Source organism: Bradyrhizobium sp. 179, from assembly GCF_023073535.1.
Taxonomy (GTDB): Bacteria; Pseudomonadota; Alphaproteobacteria; order Rhizobiales; family Xanthobacteraceae; genus Bradyrhizobium.
The window spans coordinates 1-16,548 of sequence record NZ_JADPJR010000077.1 but is presented as its reverse complement, the minus strand read 5'-3'; the positions used below and the strand labels follow the sequence as shown (position 1 = coordinate 16,548).

Here is a 16,548-nt window from a genome sequence, read left to right as displayed (position 1 = left end):
CTAATGTCCGCCGAATTGATGCCGATCCCAGAGAAAAAGCGAACCTTCTCGCTCTCCATCGGCCAGCTCACCTTCGGCAGCTTCCTGTTGGTGCTGGCGGTAATTATCGTCACCTCGACCGCGAGCGTGATTGCGATCCGGCATATCGACACCACCTTCGCCGAGCTGCAGCGGCTCCAGAGCGTCGGGGACCTCGCCGAGGACATCGATCGCCGCATGAACGAATTGCGCCTCGCCGCGCGCGACTTCGTCACCGATCCCGGCGCCGGCATCCAGTTCCAGCAGGTGGGCGAGGCGGCCTCCGCCTTAAGCGATATCCTGAAGAAGACCCGCATCGAGCTCGCGCCCGAGCAGCAGGACATGATCGACGGGGTCACCGAGCGGCTTGCGACCTATCGGACGGGCCTGGAGCGGATCTCGACCCTGATCGACCGCCGCGCCCAGCTGCTCGCCGGCCTGCCACCGCTGCGCGACCGTTTCGACGCGGCCGTCGCCGGCACCACGGACCGCGAGCTGGCCTCCCGCCTGTCCGAGGCGCAGAGCCGGATCGCGCTCGGGCTGCTGGCGCGCAACCCTTCCGCGGCCGAGCAGGCCGCGGAGGGAATGCGGGCGATGGACACCGCCGATAGCAAGCTGAGGTCGGCCGTCAACGATTACGCCGAGGCAATCATGGCGGTCGCCGTCCGCGAGCGACAGATCGCCGACATCGACCGCGAGGTGCTGGGCACCGAGGGTCGCCTGATCGGCCGCGTCACCGAATTGCTGCGCGAGGTCAGTTCGCGCCGCGGCCACGTGCTGTCGCGCGATTTTGCCCGCACGCTGACCGAGGCGCGGTGGCAGAGCATCGTGCTCGGCACGGTCGGCGTGCTGATCGGCATCGGCGCCGCGCTGTTCGTGGTGCGAAGGACGGTCCGTCCGCTCGCCCAGATCGCGCGCTCCATTCGCGCGCTTGCGGCGGGCCAGAAGGACACGTCGATCCCGTCGGCCGACCTCGACAACGAGATCGGCGACATCGCGCGCGCGGCCGAAGTGTTCCGCCGCGCGCTCGAGGAGGCCGACACGGCGCGCGAGGCGGCGGTGCGCGCGCTCACCGAGCAGCGCCTCGCCGAGGAGAGCTACCGAAAACTGTTCGAGGGCTCGGTCGATGGCATCTACGTGACGACGCCGGCCGGCGACCTCCTCAACGCCAATCCGGCGCTGGCGCGGATGATGGGTTACGACAGCCCGCAGCACCTCATCGACAGCATCAACGACATCGCCCATACGATCTACGTCCACCCCGAGGCGCGTGCCGAATATCAGCGGCTGATGGCGCGCGACGGCATGGTACGCGAGTTCGAGTATCAGGTTCGCCAGCGCAACGGCAACATCCTGTGGCTCTCCGACAGCGCCACAGGCGTGCGGGACGAGCAGGGCAACATCGTCCGCTACGAGGGCACGCTGCGCGACATCACCGACCAGAAGCGGGCGGAAGATGCCATCGCCGAAGGCCGGCGCCTGCTCCAGCAGGTTATCGACACCGTGCCGGCGGTGATCAACGTCAAGGATCGCGACCTGCGCTATGTACTGATGAACCGCTATATGGCCGGCATCTTCGGCATCGAGCCGGGCGACGCGCTCGGCCGCACCACGGCCGACCTGATGTCGCGCTATGGCGCAGCCAAGTCCGACGAGAGCGACAAGCGCGTGCTCAAGCTCCGCAGGGGGCTCGGCTTCTATGAGGAGGAGTACAAGGACGCCTCCGGCAACATGCGGCAATGGCTCGTCAACAAGCTGCCGCTGCTCGACGCCGAAGGCGAGATCGAACGCATCGTCACCGTCGCGCTCGACATCGGCGAGCGCAAGCGCGGCGAGCAGGAGATGCGCAAGGCCAAGGAAGCTGCCGAGACCGCGCTGCGCAATCTGCGCGAGACCCAGGCCTCGCTGATCGAGGCGGAGAAGCTCGCCGCGCTCGGGCGCCTGGTCGCCGGCGTCGCGCACGAGGTCAACAATCCGGTCGGCATCAGCCTCACGGTCGCGTCCGCGCTGGAGCGCAAGACCGCGATGTTCACCGCCGAGGTGGAGCGCGGCGAGCTCCGCCGCTCCACGCTCAACGAGTTTCTCAACACCAGCCGCGATGCCTCTTCGCAGCTCGTCTCCAATCTCAACCGCGCCGCCGAGCTGATCCAGTCGTTCAAGCAGGTCGCGGCCGACCGCAACTATTCGGACCAGCGCAGCTTCGACCTCGGCGACCTCACCGAGCAGGTGGTGATGAGCCTGCGACCCGGCCTGCGAAAGCACAATCTGACGCTCAATGTCGAGTGCCAGCCGGATCTCATCATGAACAGCTATCCCGGCCCGTACGGCCAGGTGCTGACCAATCTGTTTCTCAATTCGGTGGCGCACGCCTTTCCGGACGGCCGGCCAGGGACCATCGACATCCAGGTGCGCGAGTCCGGCAAGGACAATGTCGAGATCGTCTTCTCCGACAATGGCTGCGGCATGTCGCTCGACGTCCGCCGCCGCGCCTTCGATCCGTTCTTCACGACACGGCGCGATCAGGGCGGCACCGGCCTCGGCCTGCACATCGTCTACAGCATTGTCACCAACCGGCTCGGCGGCCGGCTCGATCTCGATTCCGAGCCGGGCGGTGGCACGCGCATCCAGATGATCCTGCCGCGCACAGCGCCGCTCGAGCAGGCGGCGGAATGATCAGGTCGCGGACTCGCTAGCGCCGCGCTGCCGGCGATCGTTACCCGCGAACGAGAGCCGCGCCCAGGATGAGACACCCGGCGCCCAACGCGCGTGTCAACGTGATCGGATAGCGCGGCAGGCCGAACAGCCCGATGTGGTCGAACGCCAACGAACCGAGCAACTGACCCACGACGATCAACGTCAACACCGTCGCCACGCCGAGGCGCGGCACCATGAGGATGCTGGTCGCGATGAAGATCGCGCCGAAAATTCCCCCGGTCCATGCGATCAAAGGCGCTCGTCCGGCCAGGGCGGCAGCGGGTATCGGCTCGCGCACGACGATCAGGACCAGCAGCAATGCGATTGACCCGCCAAGATAACTCACGAACGCCGCCCACCTTCCTGATTGCATGGCGTTGCCAAGGCTGGCGTTCAGCACCTGCTGAAAGGCGAGGCTCAGGCCCGCGGAGAGGACGACGAAGGGTGGCAGAAGCTTCATGCGCGGCTCGTAATGGCATGGAGAGGTGGCGCCAGCTTAGCGCCTGGAGCCAATTCACGTCTGGAACGAAATCGACCGTCTCAATCTGCGAACGCGCAACGGTAGGCGGCAGGCGTTGCGCCGTAAGCGCGCCGAAACAGGCGACCAAGGTGGCTCTGGTCGGAGAACGAGCCGGCATAAGCCACGTCCGCGACGGTGTCGCCGCACTTCAAACGCGAGCGTGCCGCTGCCAGTCGCAGCGCAAGACGATAGGCGGCAGGGGTCATTCCAATCTCTCGCTTGAACTGCCGAATGAAGCCGTCGGTCGATCGGCCCTGCCGTGCCGCGATCGTGCGGATGTCGAGATCGTCGCACGAGACCAGCTCCCTCAGTGCGGCACGTTTGGCCGGCAGCGTCAGACGTCCCGGGCACGGATCATGCGAGCCGATCGCGTCGAGCATCTCCTCTGGCAAGGTTGCCCGTGAGTTACGGATGTAGAACGGCTCCGAGATCCCTCTCACCGCCGCATGATCGCCCGGTAAATAGAGATGATTGACGATCGAGCCCGCGCCGCCGTGCGAGGCGTGCGGTACGCCCGCCGGGATGACGACGATATCGCCCGAGATAGCGAGAAACTCTCCGAATGTGGTCATGTACATGCGCCATCCCTTGCGGACGGCGGCGACCTGGACATCGGCGTGAAGGTGACAGGCGAGCGCGACCGCCTGTGCCGCCTCGAGCTGGCCGAGCTCGATCGCCGAGTCACGTGCCCATGGGCGATATGTCCACGGTCCAGGCATCCTCACTGCATACGATCTATTGCTCAGGATGTCAGGAGGCTGCTGCAGACTGGTTTGGGCCGGGCGTCATGACTTATTGGCACGCCCTAATCGACGTCGGCGAGCCTGCGCAGCGTCGCGCCGAAGATCTGGCTGGCCTTGCCGACCAGCGCCGTGCCGGTCATCTCCCCGCGCGTCTCCGTAAAGGTGCCACTGACGCCGATGCCGACCGGGGCGGGGCCGCCGAACAGTGGATTGTCGTCGCCCCGTGGCGAGGTGTGGCGCTGCACCAGCACTTCGCCCTTGAAGGTGTTGTCCTTCACGATGTAGCTGCCGGTGTAATAAAGGTAGGCGTCACCGCCAAGAATCTTGCCGTCGCGGAAAAGGATCACGCCGCTGCCTTTGCCGACCCGCCCGTCGAGCAGGCTCACGTGAATCGAATAGAGGCCGTTCTTCATCACGTCCCGCAGGCCGGCCGCCATCGCCCAACGGCGTAACCGGTAGAGCATTTATGCCAAAGCGCATCCGCACGCGCAACGCGGCAGTTTGCCGGGTGGCAGGGGCATAGCCGTCGCGAGCCGTGAGTGTTCCGGCTTGTGCGTGACGCCGTCATGACGGTCTGATGATGAGGCGAGGCCGGACGTTGCGAGTGGAGTTGGCCCGCGAAATGCATAGCCATTGTCGCACTGGCGGCGGAGTGCTGGAGCAAGACGAACGTGAGCAACTGGATCGATTCAGGCGGCGTTGAGCCGCGTCTGTACAGTGTGCGTCCCGCGAATTGCAAAAGCGAACGACGGCGGAGCGGCAGCGCGACACGCTGGCGAAGCTTGACAAGGCTCGCGTGCGCCTTGGCCCTGAGTGCGCTCGCGGCCTCCTTCGGGCATGCGCGTGACCGTGGCCAGTTCGCGAACACCAATCCGGATTTGAAGGCCTGGTTCGACGGCTTGCGAAGCGGCAAGGGGCCTTGCTGCTCGGACGCCGACGGCTCGGCCGTCTCGGATTCCGATTGGGACAGCAAGGACGGCCACTATCGTGTCCGCATCCCGCGCTACAGCTCCGGCATCGACGGCCAGCCGCAGGAGCTCGTCTGGGTGGACGTGCCCGCGGAGGCCGTGATCTCGGAGCCGAACCGGGTCGGACGAACCATGGTCTGGCCGATCTACGGCTCCATGGGCGTCACCATCCGCTGCTTTATGCCTGGGAGCATGACATAGGCCACCAGGCGACGCTTCGCCCGGAGGGCCGATGCCTGATGCCGCCCGCGCTGCATCAGGTATACTTAGTGTCGCGCTCGAGCAGTTCGATGGAGATGCCTTCGGGGCCACGGATGAAGCAGATGCGTATGCCGGGCCTGATCGTCGTCGGCTCGCGTGTGAAGGTGACGCCCTTGGCCTTGATCTCGGCGGCGACGGCGTCGATGTCCTTTACCGTCAGACCAAAATGGTCGAGGCCCTGATGCGGATGCGGAGGAGGCGGGCTGACGGCGCCGTCGCCTTCGAGCGGCGCGATGAAGATCCTGGCCCCGCCAAGATTCACGTCGATCCGTCCGGGCGCGCGCACGATCTCGCCACCGAGGATATCGCGCAGCCAGGCCGCCGTGGCCTCCGGATCAGGGCTGCGCAGATGGACGTGATCCCAAGTGACGACTGGCATTTCATTCTCTCCCAACGGGGTCTTTGATGTTGCGGCGCATGTTAACGGCCCCTGCCGGTGATCACCACCGTGCTTGCCGATTCGCAACGGCGGGGAACCTTAGTTCGTGTTCCCGATTAAGGTAACCAGTGGCTCGGTCCGGCGTCGGACGGGCGCAAGCCGCTGTCGGTGACGAAAACCATGAACGCTGGGCTTGACCGGATCGGGTTGAGGCGTTTCGCCGGAATCAGCGAGCGATTGGCGCGGGCTGTGACGGTTGCGAGCGTCTCGTTTGGCCGAAGTTTGCTGTGGTTGCTGGCAGCGATCATCGTCGGCTGCGGAATCTGGATGCTGCTGCCTCTCTCCAAAAGCAATGGCGCTGAGTCGGGGACATCGGAGCTGGCAGCCGTCGAGACGGCTCCTTCAGGCGATTCGGCAGCCGCGGGCGCGCCGGCTGCCGAAACTCGGGCGCCGGCAATGGCAGAACTCGGTCGTCTCAGGATTTCATCGCAGACCTGGCGCCGCGGCGGCCTCGGCTCGAAGGCGCTGGTGACGTTCACGCTGCGAAACGACAATGACTATGCCGTAAAGGATGTCGAGATCGTCTGCGCTTTCGCGCGGCGCGACGGCAGTCATCTCACCGATCGCGGCCGTGTGCTGGCGGACCCCGTCAGCATGAAGAGCCGCAAGACCTATGCGCATATCCCCGTCGGCTTCGTCAATGTGAATGCCGATCAGGCGAAGTGTTCACTGGTTGCAGCCCGCCGCGCGTAAAAGCGCTGCATTCTCCGGTAGCGGAAAAGTTACCGCCGCAAGGCTTGGCCAAAAAACTTCGCGTCGCCATTTGAACCATACGGCTGGGCTAGGAACCAATTAGAAGATCGCCTGTTGAGGCGGAGAGCCCACGCGGGGATGCGGGGGGCGGAGCGCGGCAATGCCCATCTTTCGGTATTTCATCTTTGTCGGTGGAGCTTTGCTCGCACTGTTATTTGCCGTGGATTTCGTCCTGCCGGCGTCACCAGTGACGCAAGCTGTTGCGACCGCGAGCAACGACCAGCCACTGATCCGGATCCGGTCCGATCGCCATTTGCCTGAGCGTGTCGTGCTCGACACCAGCCAGCCGACGATTGCCGCGCCTGCGATGAAGACCGCCACCGTCGCGGCGCCGCAGCCGCCGGATACCGCGTCGGCAGCGGCCCTCGCGGAGATGTCGGCCAAGGCGCGGGTGCGCGAGACCTTTGCCCAGTTTACCCCTGGCGCCAAGGCCGACGCCGCCAAGAAGCCGCAAGTCCAGGCTCAGCCCAAGCGTAAGGTCGCCAGAGCGCACACCGCCCCGCAATATGGTGGGCCGCAGTATGGTGGGCCACAACAGTTTGGCCGGCCGATGCTGGTGGCCCAGCAGCCGCATTTCGGTCTTTTCAACACGACCTGGTGAGAGCGCCTTCGACTCGTCTCGAACGGAGGCGGGTGGGGCTTTATATTGGGCGACCTCTCTGCTAATTCGAACCCACCCGAACGCCGTCCGCTGTGCGGCTCTCCAACAGTGGTCAGGCGCGTCTCGGTTGCGGCCCAATCTTTGGGCCGGGGCGCTCGTAGCTCAGCTGGATAGAGCATCGGATTTCGATTCCGAGGGCCGGAGGTTCGAATCCTTCCGAGCGCGCCACGCTTATTGTGTCCAGCCCGTATCCAGCCCGGAGACATAGGTAACAGGTCGTACCTGAGCCATGGGTGACAAACTCGTGCCGAGCGGGTTCTCGAAGGTTGCAGGGTTTACGTCACGCATTGGTGGCACACCCTCTGATTGCTCCGCCCGCGCTTTCACCATCAACCTCGGGCGCCAAGGGCGCGCCCTTGCGGGCTTCCAGATGCGTCTTCTCGCAAAAGCGAAGGGGCCCTCGGGCCCCTTCGATATCACCAGCGGCGATAGCCGTAGCCATAATAGCGTGGGCCGTAGTAGCGCGGCGCATAATACCGGGGGCCGTAGTATGGCCGCGGTCCGTAATACCCATAATAGTTCGGACGCCACCAGCAGCGTCCCCAGGCGTTGCAGACCATACGGACCTGCTCGACGTCGGAGACCTGCGGAGTTGCAGGCGCGGGCGCGATGGGCATGGCGGACGCCGCCGGCGATGCCGCGAGGGCACCGAACAAGGATGCGGCGACGAGGCCAATCTTGAGCTTCATGATGTCTTCCTCCGCTGACGCGGTGCAGGATATCGATGATGTTCTGATCAAATTGTGGCGAACCCGAAATGTAATGCTGATGAACAAATCTTCGGTCAGCCGAGCGTCAGGCATGATCTTAACGGCACCAAACCATCTCCGATTCAGTGTTGCGCTTGCGCCGGCAGGTGCTCGCACGACGTGCCGCCATCCTTGATCCTGCGCAATTTGCGGGGCCTGGGCGGCCGTCTCGATGTTGACGTTAGCGCGGGCGAGACCTGGCCCTGACCATGGTGGCTCAACCGCGCGCGCTGGCATGATACGCGCCGATTATTCCGACGTCGTGCAAGGCGATTCAGCGCGAGATCGGTAAGGACCTCGTCTAGCTGCCAGTCTACGCGATCGAGAAGCAATTGCTGCTCTCGGGCGTCGCGAAATAAGAACGCCCGCGGGAAGGACGCGGCGCTCCTCAGTAGCAGGGGTGCCGGCGGCCGTCCTGGCCGATATAAGCGGCTGCGCTGCGGTAGCAGTGGTTGGTGGACGGGCCGTCGTAATAGGCAAAGGTGCCGGGGGTGATGCCGGGTCCGTAATTGTGCAGATAGCTGATCGGGTAGGGCAGCGGGTTGGCGTAGGCGCGGTGGTAGCGGTGATGCCCCCGCGCCTCCGCGAGGCCAGGGGCTAGGGTTGCAGCCGACAGGACAGCAACTGCGGCTACAAGCTTCAACTTGCTCATCTGATTCTCCGGAACCTGCGCGAATGGGTCGGCTATTTATAGCAATTTCGGGTGGTCAGGACATCGGTCCGGAGGCTCGGAATCATGCCTAAACCGCAGATTTCCGGGTGGGTGCGACAGAATTGCCGGAGATGCGGTCGAAAGCTGCCCATTTTTGGCCTTTTCGGGATGCTTAACGAATTCCCCACACAAGTGTGACCAAATAGTATTCGGTTTAGAATCCCTCGCCGGCCTTTTGGGGGCTCCTTCGAGGCCGGTCCATTCCTGAAGGCTTTCGCCGCCACGTCGCCATGCGCATCATGCTTCCGAGCCTGCTGTTGCTCTGCCTCGCCGCCGCTACGCCGGCGCGCGCCGAGCTGCACATCACACGCGACCACGGCGGCTATGTCGAGGAGTACAAGGCCAAGTACAAGCGCGTGCGAGAGAAGGGCGAGCGCGTCATTATCGACGGCATCTGCAATTCGGCCTGCACGCTCGTGCTTGGCATCGTGCCGATGAACAAGATCTGCGTGACGCCGCGCGCCAGCCTCGGCTTCCATCAGGCCTATTACGACAAGGCCTTCACCTTCGGCATCAAGGTCACCAGCGCCGAGGGCACCTCCGATCTGATGTCCTACTATCCCGACAAGGTGAAGGACTGGATCCGCCGCAATGGCGGGCTCACCACTGATATGAAGAAAATCAAGAACGGGGTCGAGCTCTGGAAAATCATCGACCCCTGCCCGGAAGAGTGGTGAGCGGCTGAGCCGCGGCTTCCCGCTGTTCGTCGCAGCGCAGCATCGCTCGTCCGGAAATTCGTATTGCCGCATGGAGCCCCATCGGGCATGGAGGCGGCAATGAAGCACAATCCGGAAGCGCTGACCGCCCGCGCGGCGCCGATCCTGTTCGTCCTGCTCTGGAGCACCGGATTCATCGGCACGAAATACGTCGTCGACAACGCCGATCCCTTGACCTATCTGGCCATCCGCATGGCGATCGTGGTCGGCCTGATGGCGATCATCGCGGCGATCGCGCGGCCGAAATGGCCTGATGGCACCGGCATTGCGCACAGCGCGGTCGCCGGCATTCTGGTCCACGGCTTTTATCTCGGCGGCACCGCGATCGCGATCGCGCATTCGATTCCGGCCGGCCTTTCCGCGCTGATTCCGGGTTTGCAGCCGATCCTGACCTCGACCATCGCCAATCGCTGGCTCGGCGAGAAGGTGACGCCGGTGCAATGGGCCGGCCTCGTGCTCGGTCTCGGCGGCGTCGTCCTGATCCTGCACAACCGCCCGATGAGCGGCGAAGCCGGGCTCGGCTGGCTCGCCTCGGTGGTCTCGCTGATCAGCATCACCCTCGGCACGCTCTATCAGCGCCGCTACTGCAATCACATCGACTGGCGCGCCGGCAATCTCGTGCAATACTTGGCGGTCACCATTTTCTTCGCGATCGGCGCCTTTCTGTTCGAAGACCGCGTGGTGCACTGGACGCGCGAATTCGTGCTCGCGCTCGCCTGGCTGGCCGTGGCGCTCTCGATCGGATCGATCGGGCTGTTGTACTGGCTGATCCGCCACGCCGCGGCAACCTCGGTCGCGAGCCTGTTCTACCTGGTGCCAGCCGTGACGGCGCTGATGGCCTACCTGCTGTTCGGAGAAAAGCTGGACGCAATTGCCATTGCCGGCATGGCGCTCTGCGCCACAGCGGTCTTTGTGGTCAATCGACGCTCCTAGCGGTTTCCGAGCGTTGCGGTCAGCGCTTGGCCTTCTTGGCCTTCTTCTTCGACTTGGTGGCTTTCTTGGCGGACTTCTTCGCAGATCTCTTGGCGACCTTTTTCGCGGCTTTCTTGGACGACCTCTTTGCGGCTTTCTTGGTGGTCTTGTTCGCAGCCTTCTTGGCCGTCTTTTTGGCAGCCTTCTTCGCCGCGACTTTCTTCGCGGCTTCCTTCACCTGCTTGACGGCGGTGACCGCGGCGTCCTTGGTCGCTTCCACGGCGGTGGTGATCGTCTCCATCGCCTGCTCGGTGATCGGCTTCTCGTTGTCCATATCGTCCCCATGGTTTGAACGAAGCGATAACGATAGCGGGTTTCACAATTGTGTCAAAGCAACGTTCAACCTGTGCGGATCTTTGCGCAGGCGGCGAGCGCGGCGCCCCGGTCGCGTGATCGCTAACCGGCTGCGGAGTGGGCGGGTGGCCGGACAGGCGGAGATCCCGCCGAGCTAGACGATGAAGGGCGAAGCGCTCGGCGTGGTGAGGGGCTTGTTTACGATTTGGAAAGGATGCCCGCGTCGGCGGTGGGAACGGTCGTTAATGGGGCCGTAAGCCGATTGCATCAATATGCAGGAGCTACGGGGGGCACTCGATTCATGTCCAACTTTCTAACGGCGAAACTTCAGCCGCAGTTCAAGCTCGGCACCAAGGCAGTCCTGTGCGCCGTGCTGCTGATCGCCGTGAACACGGCGCTCGTGGTCGGCGCCGGCTATTGGTCGCTGACATCCGCATTCAATGATCGTGCTCTCCGCGACATCGAGGTCAATCTGCGCACGCTGGCGCTGGCCTTTGCCGAGACCGTTCCAGACGTCAAGATCACGGTGAGGGATGGCGCAGTCGTACGCGCCGAGATCCCTAAGATGCCCGAGCTCAGGGATCACGCCATCGTCGATCGCGCAGTGTCCTATGTCGGCGGCAATGCGACCCTGTTCGTGTTCGACGAGGCGAGCGGACAGTTCGTGCGACGCTCGACCAATGTGAAGAAGGAGAATGGCGATCGCGCGGTCGGCACCCAGCTTGCCGCCGATCATCCGGGACAGGCGCCGCTGCGTCGTGGCGAGGCCTATAAGGGGCCGGCGACGCTGTTCGGCAAGTCGTTCATGACCGCCTATTTCCCGATCTTGGACGCGACCGGCAAGGTCACCGGCATTCTCTATGTCGGCATCCCCATGGCCCAGTTCGAGAGCATGCTGTCCCAGGCGATCTCGAGCATGGCCGCGGCCGCCGGTCTCGCGGCGCTCCTGGTCCTGATCCTCACCTTGGTGATCGTCCGCCGTGTCACGAAACCGCTCACCTCGGTCACGCACTCGCTTACGGCGCTTGCCAACGGCCAGAGCGACGTCGCGATCGAGTGCGAAGATCGCGCCGACGAGATCGGCGAGATCGCCCGCACCGTCGCCGTGTTCAAAAGCAATTCGCTGGAGCGGGCGCGCCTGCGCAGCGAGCAGGCGGCGGCAACGACTGCGGCAGCCGAGCAGCGCAAGGCGGAGCTGCGCAGCTTCGTCGAGGAGTTCCGCGGCAGCGTCGGCGGCATTCTCGACAAGGTGCTCGCATCGTCGGGCGAATTCGAGCGCGTGGCACGGCAACTCACCGATGTCGCGCGCTCCACCGCCGATCTGTCGGCGCGGTCGGCCGGAGCCTCCGAAAACGCCTCCGAGCACGTGCGTTCGGCAGCGTCGGCCTCCGACGAGCTGTCCCAATCGATCTCCGAAATCACCCGCCGGGTGCAGGAATCCAACGAGATCTCCGCCGAAGCGGTGCGGCAGGCCGAGGCGACCGACCAGCGCATCGCGCAGCTCTCGGAAGCCGGCGCGCGTATCGGCGACGTCGTCAAGCTGATCACCTCGATCGCCGAGCAGACCAACCTTTTGGCGCTGAACGCCACCATCGAGGCCGCCCGCGCGGGCGACGCCGGCCGCGGCTTCGCCGTGGTGGCCCAGGAGGTCAAGACGCTGGCCGGCCAGACCGCCAAGGCAACCGACGAGATCTCGAACCAGATCGAGAGCATGCAGCTCGCGACCGAGGAATCGGTCGCCGCCATCAAGGCGATCAGCCACACCATCGAGCGCATCAGCGGCATCGCCGGCTCGATCTCGGCTGCGGTCGAGCAGCAGAAAAGCGCGACCCACAACATCGTGGCCAGCGTTCGCGCGGCGGTTTCGGGCACGGCCGATGTCGCCGTCAATGTCCGTCACGCCGCCAAGGGCGCGAGCGAAACGGGCGAGACCTCGAGCCGGATGTTTGCCTCCGCCCAGGCGCTATCAGGCGAGAGCCTGCATCTGAAGGCCGAGGTTGACGGCTTCCTCGACCGCGTCCACGCGGCCTGATCCGACGCGGTCATTGCCGGACGTCCAAAGGACCGAACTCTGGTGCGCAATTGCGCACCAGAGCATCTCGAGATCCCCCGGTGCGCAATTGCGCACCTGAGGTCTGGTCCGTCGGACCACCCGGGATGGCAGTTGGGTCTATTTCGGCTGCGGCACGATACGAATGTAGGGCTTTGGCTCCTTCCAGCCTTGCGGGTAGATCGTCTTGGCCTCGTCGTTGGAGACCGAGCCCGCGATGATGACGTCCTCGCCCTGGCTCCAGTCGGCCGGCGTCGCGACACGATGCTTCGCGGTGAGCTGGAGCGAGTCGATGACGCGCAGGATCTCCTGGAAGTTCCGCCCTGTCGTCATCGGATAGACCAGCACCAGCTTGATCTTCTTGTCCGGCCCGATGATGAAGACGTTGCGGACAGTCTGGTTGTCGGCCGGCGTGCGGGTGAGGGGATCGCCCGAGGTCGAGGCCGGCAGCATGCCGTAGAGCTTGGAGACGTTGAAATCGGTGTCGCCGATCATCGGATAGTTCGGCGCGGCGCCTTGCGTCTCCTTGATGTCCTCCGACCATTTGGAGTGGCGGTCGACAGGATCGACCGACAGGCCCATCAGCTTGACGCCGCGTTTGTCGAATTCCGGCTTCAGCTTGGCCAGCGCACCGAGCTCGGTCGTACAAACCGGCGTGAAGTCCTTGGGATGCGAGAACAGCAGCGCCCAGCTGTTGCCGATCCAGTCATGGAACTTGATCTTCCCTTCGGTGGTCTCAGCTTCGAAGTCGGGGGCGGTGGCGCCGATCGGAAGTGTCATTGTTCTACCTCATCTCTTTGAATTTACTATGGAATTCATCTCGGGCCGTCATCATCAGTATAGGATTTTGGCGAAGCCAAGTGAACCGGCTCAAGTAAAATGTGAATTCCTTCTTCGAAAGGCCGATTTTCTAGCACCTTTCTGTGACCGTGGCGCCTGCGGCGAAACATCTCCACCCGGGGTGACACGGTGCCGATTGCCCCGATAATGCCGTTTACGACTTCCATCACGCTCGCCCGGCGCTTCCTAGAACCAAAATGGTCCTGACAGCGACCAATTGGCAACCATCTAGAAAAGTCGCGACCCCGGTATCGAATCGTTAACCACCCCTTTACGTCGGCATGAAAATGCTGGCCGATCAGAAGAAGTCTGGAAGTGAACTATGTCTGCCGCTGCGCCTAAGCCTACCGAGTCGTTGTCCCTCGAACCGTCCTGCCGCGATACGGCCGCCCATGCGCTGACCATCGTGCGCGACGGCGTGATCACGGGCGAAGGCCCGACCACCAAAGGAAGGGTGCATTTCTCCCGTTCGCTCGATGCCGACGACACCGCCTGGTGCGTACGCATCCTGACGGCCACTGCCGTCAACGACCAGCCGGTGAGCCGCACCGAGGCCGAAGTGTTGTTCGAGATCAACGAGGCCGCGACCGAACGTACTGACGGTGGCCGGTTCGACGACCTGCTCGCCAAGGCCGTTGCCCATTATGCAGCCAGCGCCTCCGGCCTGAAGGTGCCGCCGCGCAGCGTTGCGCTCTCGGCCGACACCGACATCGAGAGCTGGGCACCATCCTATGCCTCCAAGGTCAACAGCGAGATGCTGGAGTGGATCGCCGGCCAGATGCGCGGCAAGCGCCAGAACAACCGTCGCCTAATGGCGATGGTGGCGACCTTCCTGGGCGCCACCGCATTGCCTCTGGCGGGCCAATTGCCGAGCGTGTTCGACATCGGCATGTAAGGTTTTGAGCATTTAACATCTACGCGCCCCATGCAGACGCGATCGAGCGGCGGGGTCATTTCCCCGCCGTTTTTTGTTTGCCGCCCTCAAGCTCGAGCCCGAGCGTGCGGCCGGGGAAGCCCGCGGCATCGAAATAGCGCTGGCTGCCGACGCGCTGGAAGTTCAGCACGGTCATCAGGCCACCCTCGGCCGGTTTGGACTTCAGCGTGCCGGCATAGGCCTTCGGCATCGTGCCATTGAGCAGGGCCTCCGAGATCACGCGGCCGACCAGAACGCCGTTCTGCGCGCCGCGCAGGCCCAGGAGCCGGGCCGCGGTCATGCCGACGTCGGCGTTGCTGACCGGGATCTCGTCGACATAGCCGGCTTTGAAGTCCGGACCAATCGCGGCCATGAAGTTCATGGTGTCGCCGCGGCTGAAGCTGCCATGCATGCCCTGGCCCTGGCGCAGCACGGTATCGGCGACCTGCACCGAGCAGTTGGTCGGCGCCTCGCCGCAATCGCTGGCATAGGAGCGGAAGTTGACGACGATCGACGGCGTCGGCGTCGCCGCATTGCCGCGCAGATTGATGCTCGACAGTGGCAGCGTGCCGGGGAAGCGGCCGAGCGAGTCGTCGACGAACAGTCCGGAGACGTAGTCCTGCTCGAGCAGCGCCTTGATTGTCTTCGCCGCCAGCGTCCTGTCTTTGTTGGGCAGATAGATCAGGTCGGAGCCGCCATTGGTCGCGACGACGAGATCGGGCTTGGTCGGATCCTTGCCGAGCACGCCGTTACCGGCCTTGGGATGCTTATTGCCTTCGATCTTCGCATTTTTGTCGTTGGGGTCGAACAGCGGCAGGTCGAGCGCTTTGGCGAGGTCGAGCGCCAGGAAGCCCATCGGCAAAAAGTCCTTCGGCGTGTCGTCATAGCTGATCTTGGCCGAGGGGCTGGTCTTGCTCTCCTTGGAGATGGTCGAGAAGCCGTGGTCCGCGGAAACGATGATGTTGGTCGATGTGGCGAGCCCGAGCTCGTCGAGCGCCTTGCGGAGCTGGGCTAGGTTGGTGTCGGCATTCTTGATGCCAGCCATTGAGGTGGGACCGTTGATGCCGGGCATAATCTGATTGAGGCTGTCACCGGTATTGTGCTGGCTGCCGTCGGGGTCGCGCGACCAGAACACCAGCACGAACGGCTTGTTGCGCGCCTTGAACATCGGCAGCACCACCTTGGTGGCGACATCGGCAAAATAGGCCTGTTGCGCGACGTTGGCGACGGTGGTGCCAGGCGTTTTGGCGTCGCCCGCCTTGGAATTGTCGCCGCGTGGTGGCGTGGCGGTGGGCAGGCCGGCCTTGGTCAGCGCGTCCTTCACCTCGTCCGACAGCGCCACACCGTTCTTGCCGCCGGTGGCGTCGTCGAACACGATCGAATGCAGACCGGGCTTTTCGGGCTTGTCGGTATGGTCGAACTGATAGGTCGGACCATGCTTGCCCAATGCGGCGGTGCTGAACCCCTTGTCGCGGGCCATCTTCAGGATGGTCTCTTCGTTCAGATAGTTGCCCTTGAAATGCTCGTCGATGTCGCCGAGCACGGCATCGTTCTCGATAAAGGGGACCACGGTGTCTCCGGCGGGGACGGAGGTGTAGTTGGTCCAGATCGTATTGGAGAACACGCCGGTATCGCCGAGATAGTGACCGGTCGACATCGCCGAGCCGTTGGCCATGGTGAAGGTCGGGAATAACGAATGCGGGTTCTTGAAGTTGACGCCCTTGTCGCGGACCTCGGCCATCGCTGGCGCGGTCTCCGGTGTGACCTTCAGCGCGCAAAGACCGTCCGGAATGAACAGGATCAAGTTGCGGGGCGTGTTGTTCTGGGCAGAGGCAAGTCCGGAGGACAGGAATGTCAGTCCGGCGGACAGCAACACCAGTGAACGGCGCATCAAATCTCTCCCTGCGGTGAGGCGGCTCGGCCGCGACCGCGGCCCCCCGGCTTCGTTTAGTTTCGCTGCATGACCGTTTTGTTACAAGAGCGAGAGGTATGCAAATCGGGGGCAGAGCGGTCGCGTGTCCCGGACTCGCTGCAGCGCGCAAGCGGTGCGGCCTCCGGGGCACGAGATGTGGTGTTAGGAGCAACTGTCTCAACGCCGTCATTGCGAGCGTAGCGAAGCAAATCCAGACTGCGTCCGCGGCGGCAGTCTGGATTGCTCACATGGGGGTTTGGTGTGTCAAGATTTATGATCAGCTCTTTGTTCGATTGCAGGCCAGCTCTTCGTCCCGACCGTGGGATCTTTCGG

At 63.9% G+C, this 16,548-nt stretch carries 18 protein-coding genes and 1 tRNA gene; 9 read left to right on the top strand and 10 right to left on the bottom strand.

Annotated features, from left to right (window positions below; genetic code table 11):
- The first annotated feature begins 3 nt into the window (after positions 1-3).
- Positions 4-2,691 carry a PAS domain S-box protein gene (locus IVB12_RS19245; RefSeq protein ID WP_247301126.1) on the top strand — a complete coding sequence of 896 codons (2,688 nt, stop codon included), beginning with the start codon at positions 4-6 and terminating at the stop codon, positions 2,689-2,691.
- Between the two features lie 40 nt (positions 2,692-2,731).
- Here the strand turns inward: IVB12_RS19245 and IVB12_RS19240 are convergent, their stop codons facing one another.
- The 3 genes from IVB12_RS19240 to IVB12_RS19230 all read right to left on the bottom strand — a co-directional run bounded on the left by IVB12_RS19240 (position 2,732) and on the right by IVB12_RS19230 (position 4,388).
- Complete coding sequence (locus IVB12_RS19240; protein ID WP_247301125.1) at positions 2,732-3,172, bottom strand: DMT family transporter; 441 nt, start codon at positions 3,170-3,172, stop codon at positions 2,732-2,734.
- An 80-nt stretch (positions 3,173-3,252) separates the two neighbouring features.
- Complete coding sequence (locus tag IVB12_RS19235) at positions 3,253-3,951, bottom strand: AraC family transcriptional regulator (RefSeq protein WP_247301124.1); 699 nt, start codon at positions 3,949-3,951, stop codon at positions 3,253-3,255.
- An 86-nt stretch (positions 3,952-4,037) separates the two neighbouring features.
- Positions 4,038-4,388: a GrlR family regulatory protein gene (locus tag IVB12_RS19230; protein WP_247301143.1), complete on the bottom strand. Its 351-nt coding sequence runs from the start codon at positions 4,386-4,388 to the stop codon at positions 4,038-4,040.
- A 258-nt stretch (positions 4,389-4,646) separates the two neighbouring features.
- Here IVB12_RS19230 and IVB12_RS19225 point away from each other — a divergent pair, with 258 nt between their 5' ends.
- A complete protein-coding gene (locus IVB12_RS19225) occupies positions 4,647-5,144 on the top strand; it encodes a hypothetical protein (RefSeq protein ID WP_247301123.1) in 498 nt (165 codons plus the stop codon).
- 55 nt (positions 5,145-5,199) lie between these two features.
- Here IVB12_RS19225 and IVB12_RS19220 read toward each other — a convergent pair whose 3' ends face one another.
- Positions 5,200-5,583: a VOC family protein gene (locus IVB12_RS19220; protein ID WP_247301122.1), complete on the bottom strand. Its 384-nt coding sequence runs from the start codon at positions 5,581-5,583 to the stop codon at positions 5,200-5,202.
- A 116-nt stretch (positions 5,584-5,699) separates the two neighbouring features.
- The gene (locus tag IVB12_RS19215; protein WP_247301121.1) at positions 5,700-5,891 is read right to left on the bottom strand and encodes a hypothetical protein; all 192 of its coding nucleotides are present in this window, start codon (positions 5,889-5,891) and stop codon (positions 5,700-5,702) included.
- Between the two features lie 148 nt (positions 5,892-6,039).
- Between IVB12_RS19215 and IVB12_RS19210 the strand changes: the two genes are divergently transcribed.
- The 3 genes from IVB12_RS19210 (at position 6,040) to IVB12_RS19200 (ending at position 7,225) form a co-directional block, all read left to right on the top strand.
- Positions 6,040-6,336 carry a hypothetical protein gene (locus IVB12_RS19210; protein ID WP_247301120.1) on the top strand — a complete coding sequence of 99 codons (297 nt, stop codon included), beginning with the start codon at positions 6,040-6,042 and terminating at the stop codon, positions 6,334-6,336.
- Between the two features lie 160 nt (positions 6,337-6,496).
- A complete protein-coding gene (locus IVB12_RS19205; protein WP_247301119.1) occupies positions 6,497-6,997 on the top strand; it encodes a hypothetical protein in 501 nt (166 codons plus the stop codon).
- Positions 6,998-7,148: 151 nt separating this feature from the next.
- A tRNA-Arg gene (locus tag IVB12_RS19200) sits at positions 7,149-7,225 on the top strand.
- A 248-nt stretch (positions 7,226-7,473) separates the two neighbouring features.
- Here the strand turns inward: IVB12_RS19200 and IVB12_RS19195 are convergent.
- Positions 7,474-7,746 (bottom strand): hypothetical protein, encoded by a 273-nt coding sequence (locus IVB12_RS19195; protein ID WP_128941210.1) that lies wholly within the window; start codon positions 7,744-7,746, stop codon positions 7,474-7,476.
- A gap of 448 nt (positions 7,747-8,194) precedes the next feature.
- On the bottom strand, positions 8,195-8,458 hold the full coding sequence (locus tag IVB12_RS19190) for a hypothetical protein (protein ID WP_247301118.1): 264 nt from the start codon (positions 8,456-8,458) through the stop codon (positions 8,195-8,197).
- 290 nt (positions 8,459-8,748) lie between these two features.
- On the opposite strand from IVB12_RS19190, the gene IVB12_RS19185 reads away from it, so the two are divergent.
- Positions 8,749-9,195: a hypothetical protein gene (locus IVB12_RS19185; RefSeq protein WP_247301117.1), complete on the top strand. Its 447-nt coding sequence runs from the start codon at positions 8,749-8,751 to the stop codon at positions 9,193-9,195.
- A gap of 99 nt (positions 9,196-9,294) precedes the next feature.
- A complete protein-coding gene (locus IVB12_RS19180; RefSeq protein ID WP_247301116.1) occupies positions 9,295-10,167 on the top strand; it encodes a DMT family transporter in 873 nt (290 codons plus the stop codon).
- 19 nt (positions 10,168-10,186) lie between these two features.
- On the opposite strand, the gene IVB12_RS19175 is transcribed toward IVB12_RS19180, so the two are convergent.
- Entirely contained in the window at positions 10,187-10,480 is a 294-nt protein-coding gene (locus IVB12_RS19175) for a histone (protein WP_247301115.1), read from the bottom strand.
- A gap of 321 nt (positions 10,481-10,801) precedes the next feature.
- Between IVB12_RS19175 and IVB12_RS19170 the strand changes: the two genes are divergently transcribed.
- Entirely contained in the window at positions 10,802-12,532 is a 1,731-nt protein-coding gene (locus tag IVB12_RS19170) for a Cache 3/Cache 2 fusion domain-containing protein (RefSeq protein WP_247301114.1), read from the top strand.
- A gap of 138 nt (positions 12,533-12,670) precedes the next feature.
- Here the strand turns inward: IVB12_RS19170 and IVB12_RS19165 are convergent, their stop codons facing one another.
- Positions 12,671-13,330, bottom strand: a complete 660-nt coding sequence (locus IVB12_RS19165) for a peroxiredoxin (protein WP_200473640.1) — start codon at positions 13,328-13,330, stop codon at positions 12,671-12,673.
- A 382-nt stretch (positions 13,331-13,712) separates the two neighbouring features.
- On the opposite strand from IVB12_RS19165, the gene IVB12_RS19160 reads away from it, so the two are divergent.
- A complete protein-coding gene (locus tag IVB12_RS19160; protein WP_247301113.1) occupies positions 13,713-14,285 on the top strand; it encodes a hypothetical protein in 573 nt (190 codons plus the stop codon).
- 55 nt (positions 14,286-14,340) lie between these two features.
- On the opposite strand, the gene IVB12_RS19155 is transcribed toward IVB12_RS19160, so the two are convergent.
- Positions 14,341-16,194, bottom strand: coding sequence for an alkaline phosphatase family protein (locus IVB12_RS19155; protein WP_247301112.1), 1,854 nt, complete (start codon positions 16,192-16,194; stop codon positions 14,341-14,343).
- Positions 16,195-16,548 lie beyond the last annotated feature (354 nt).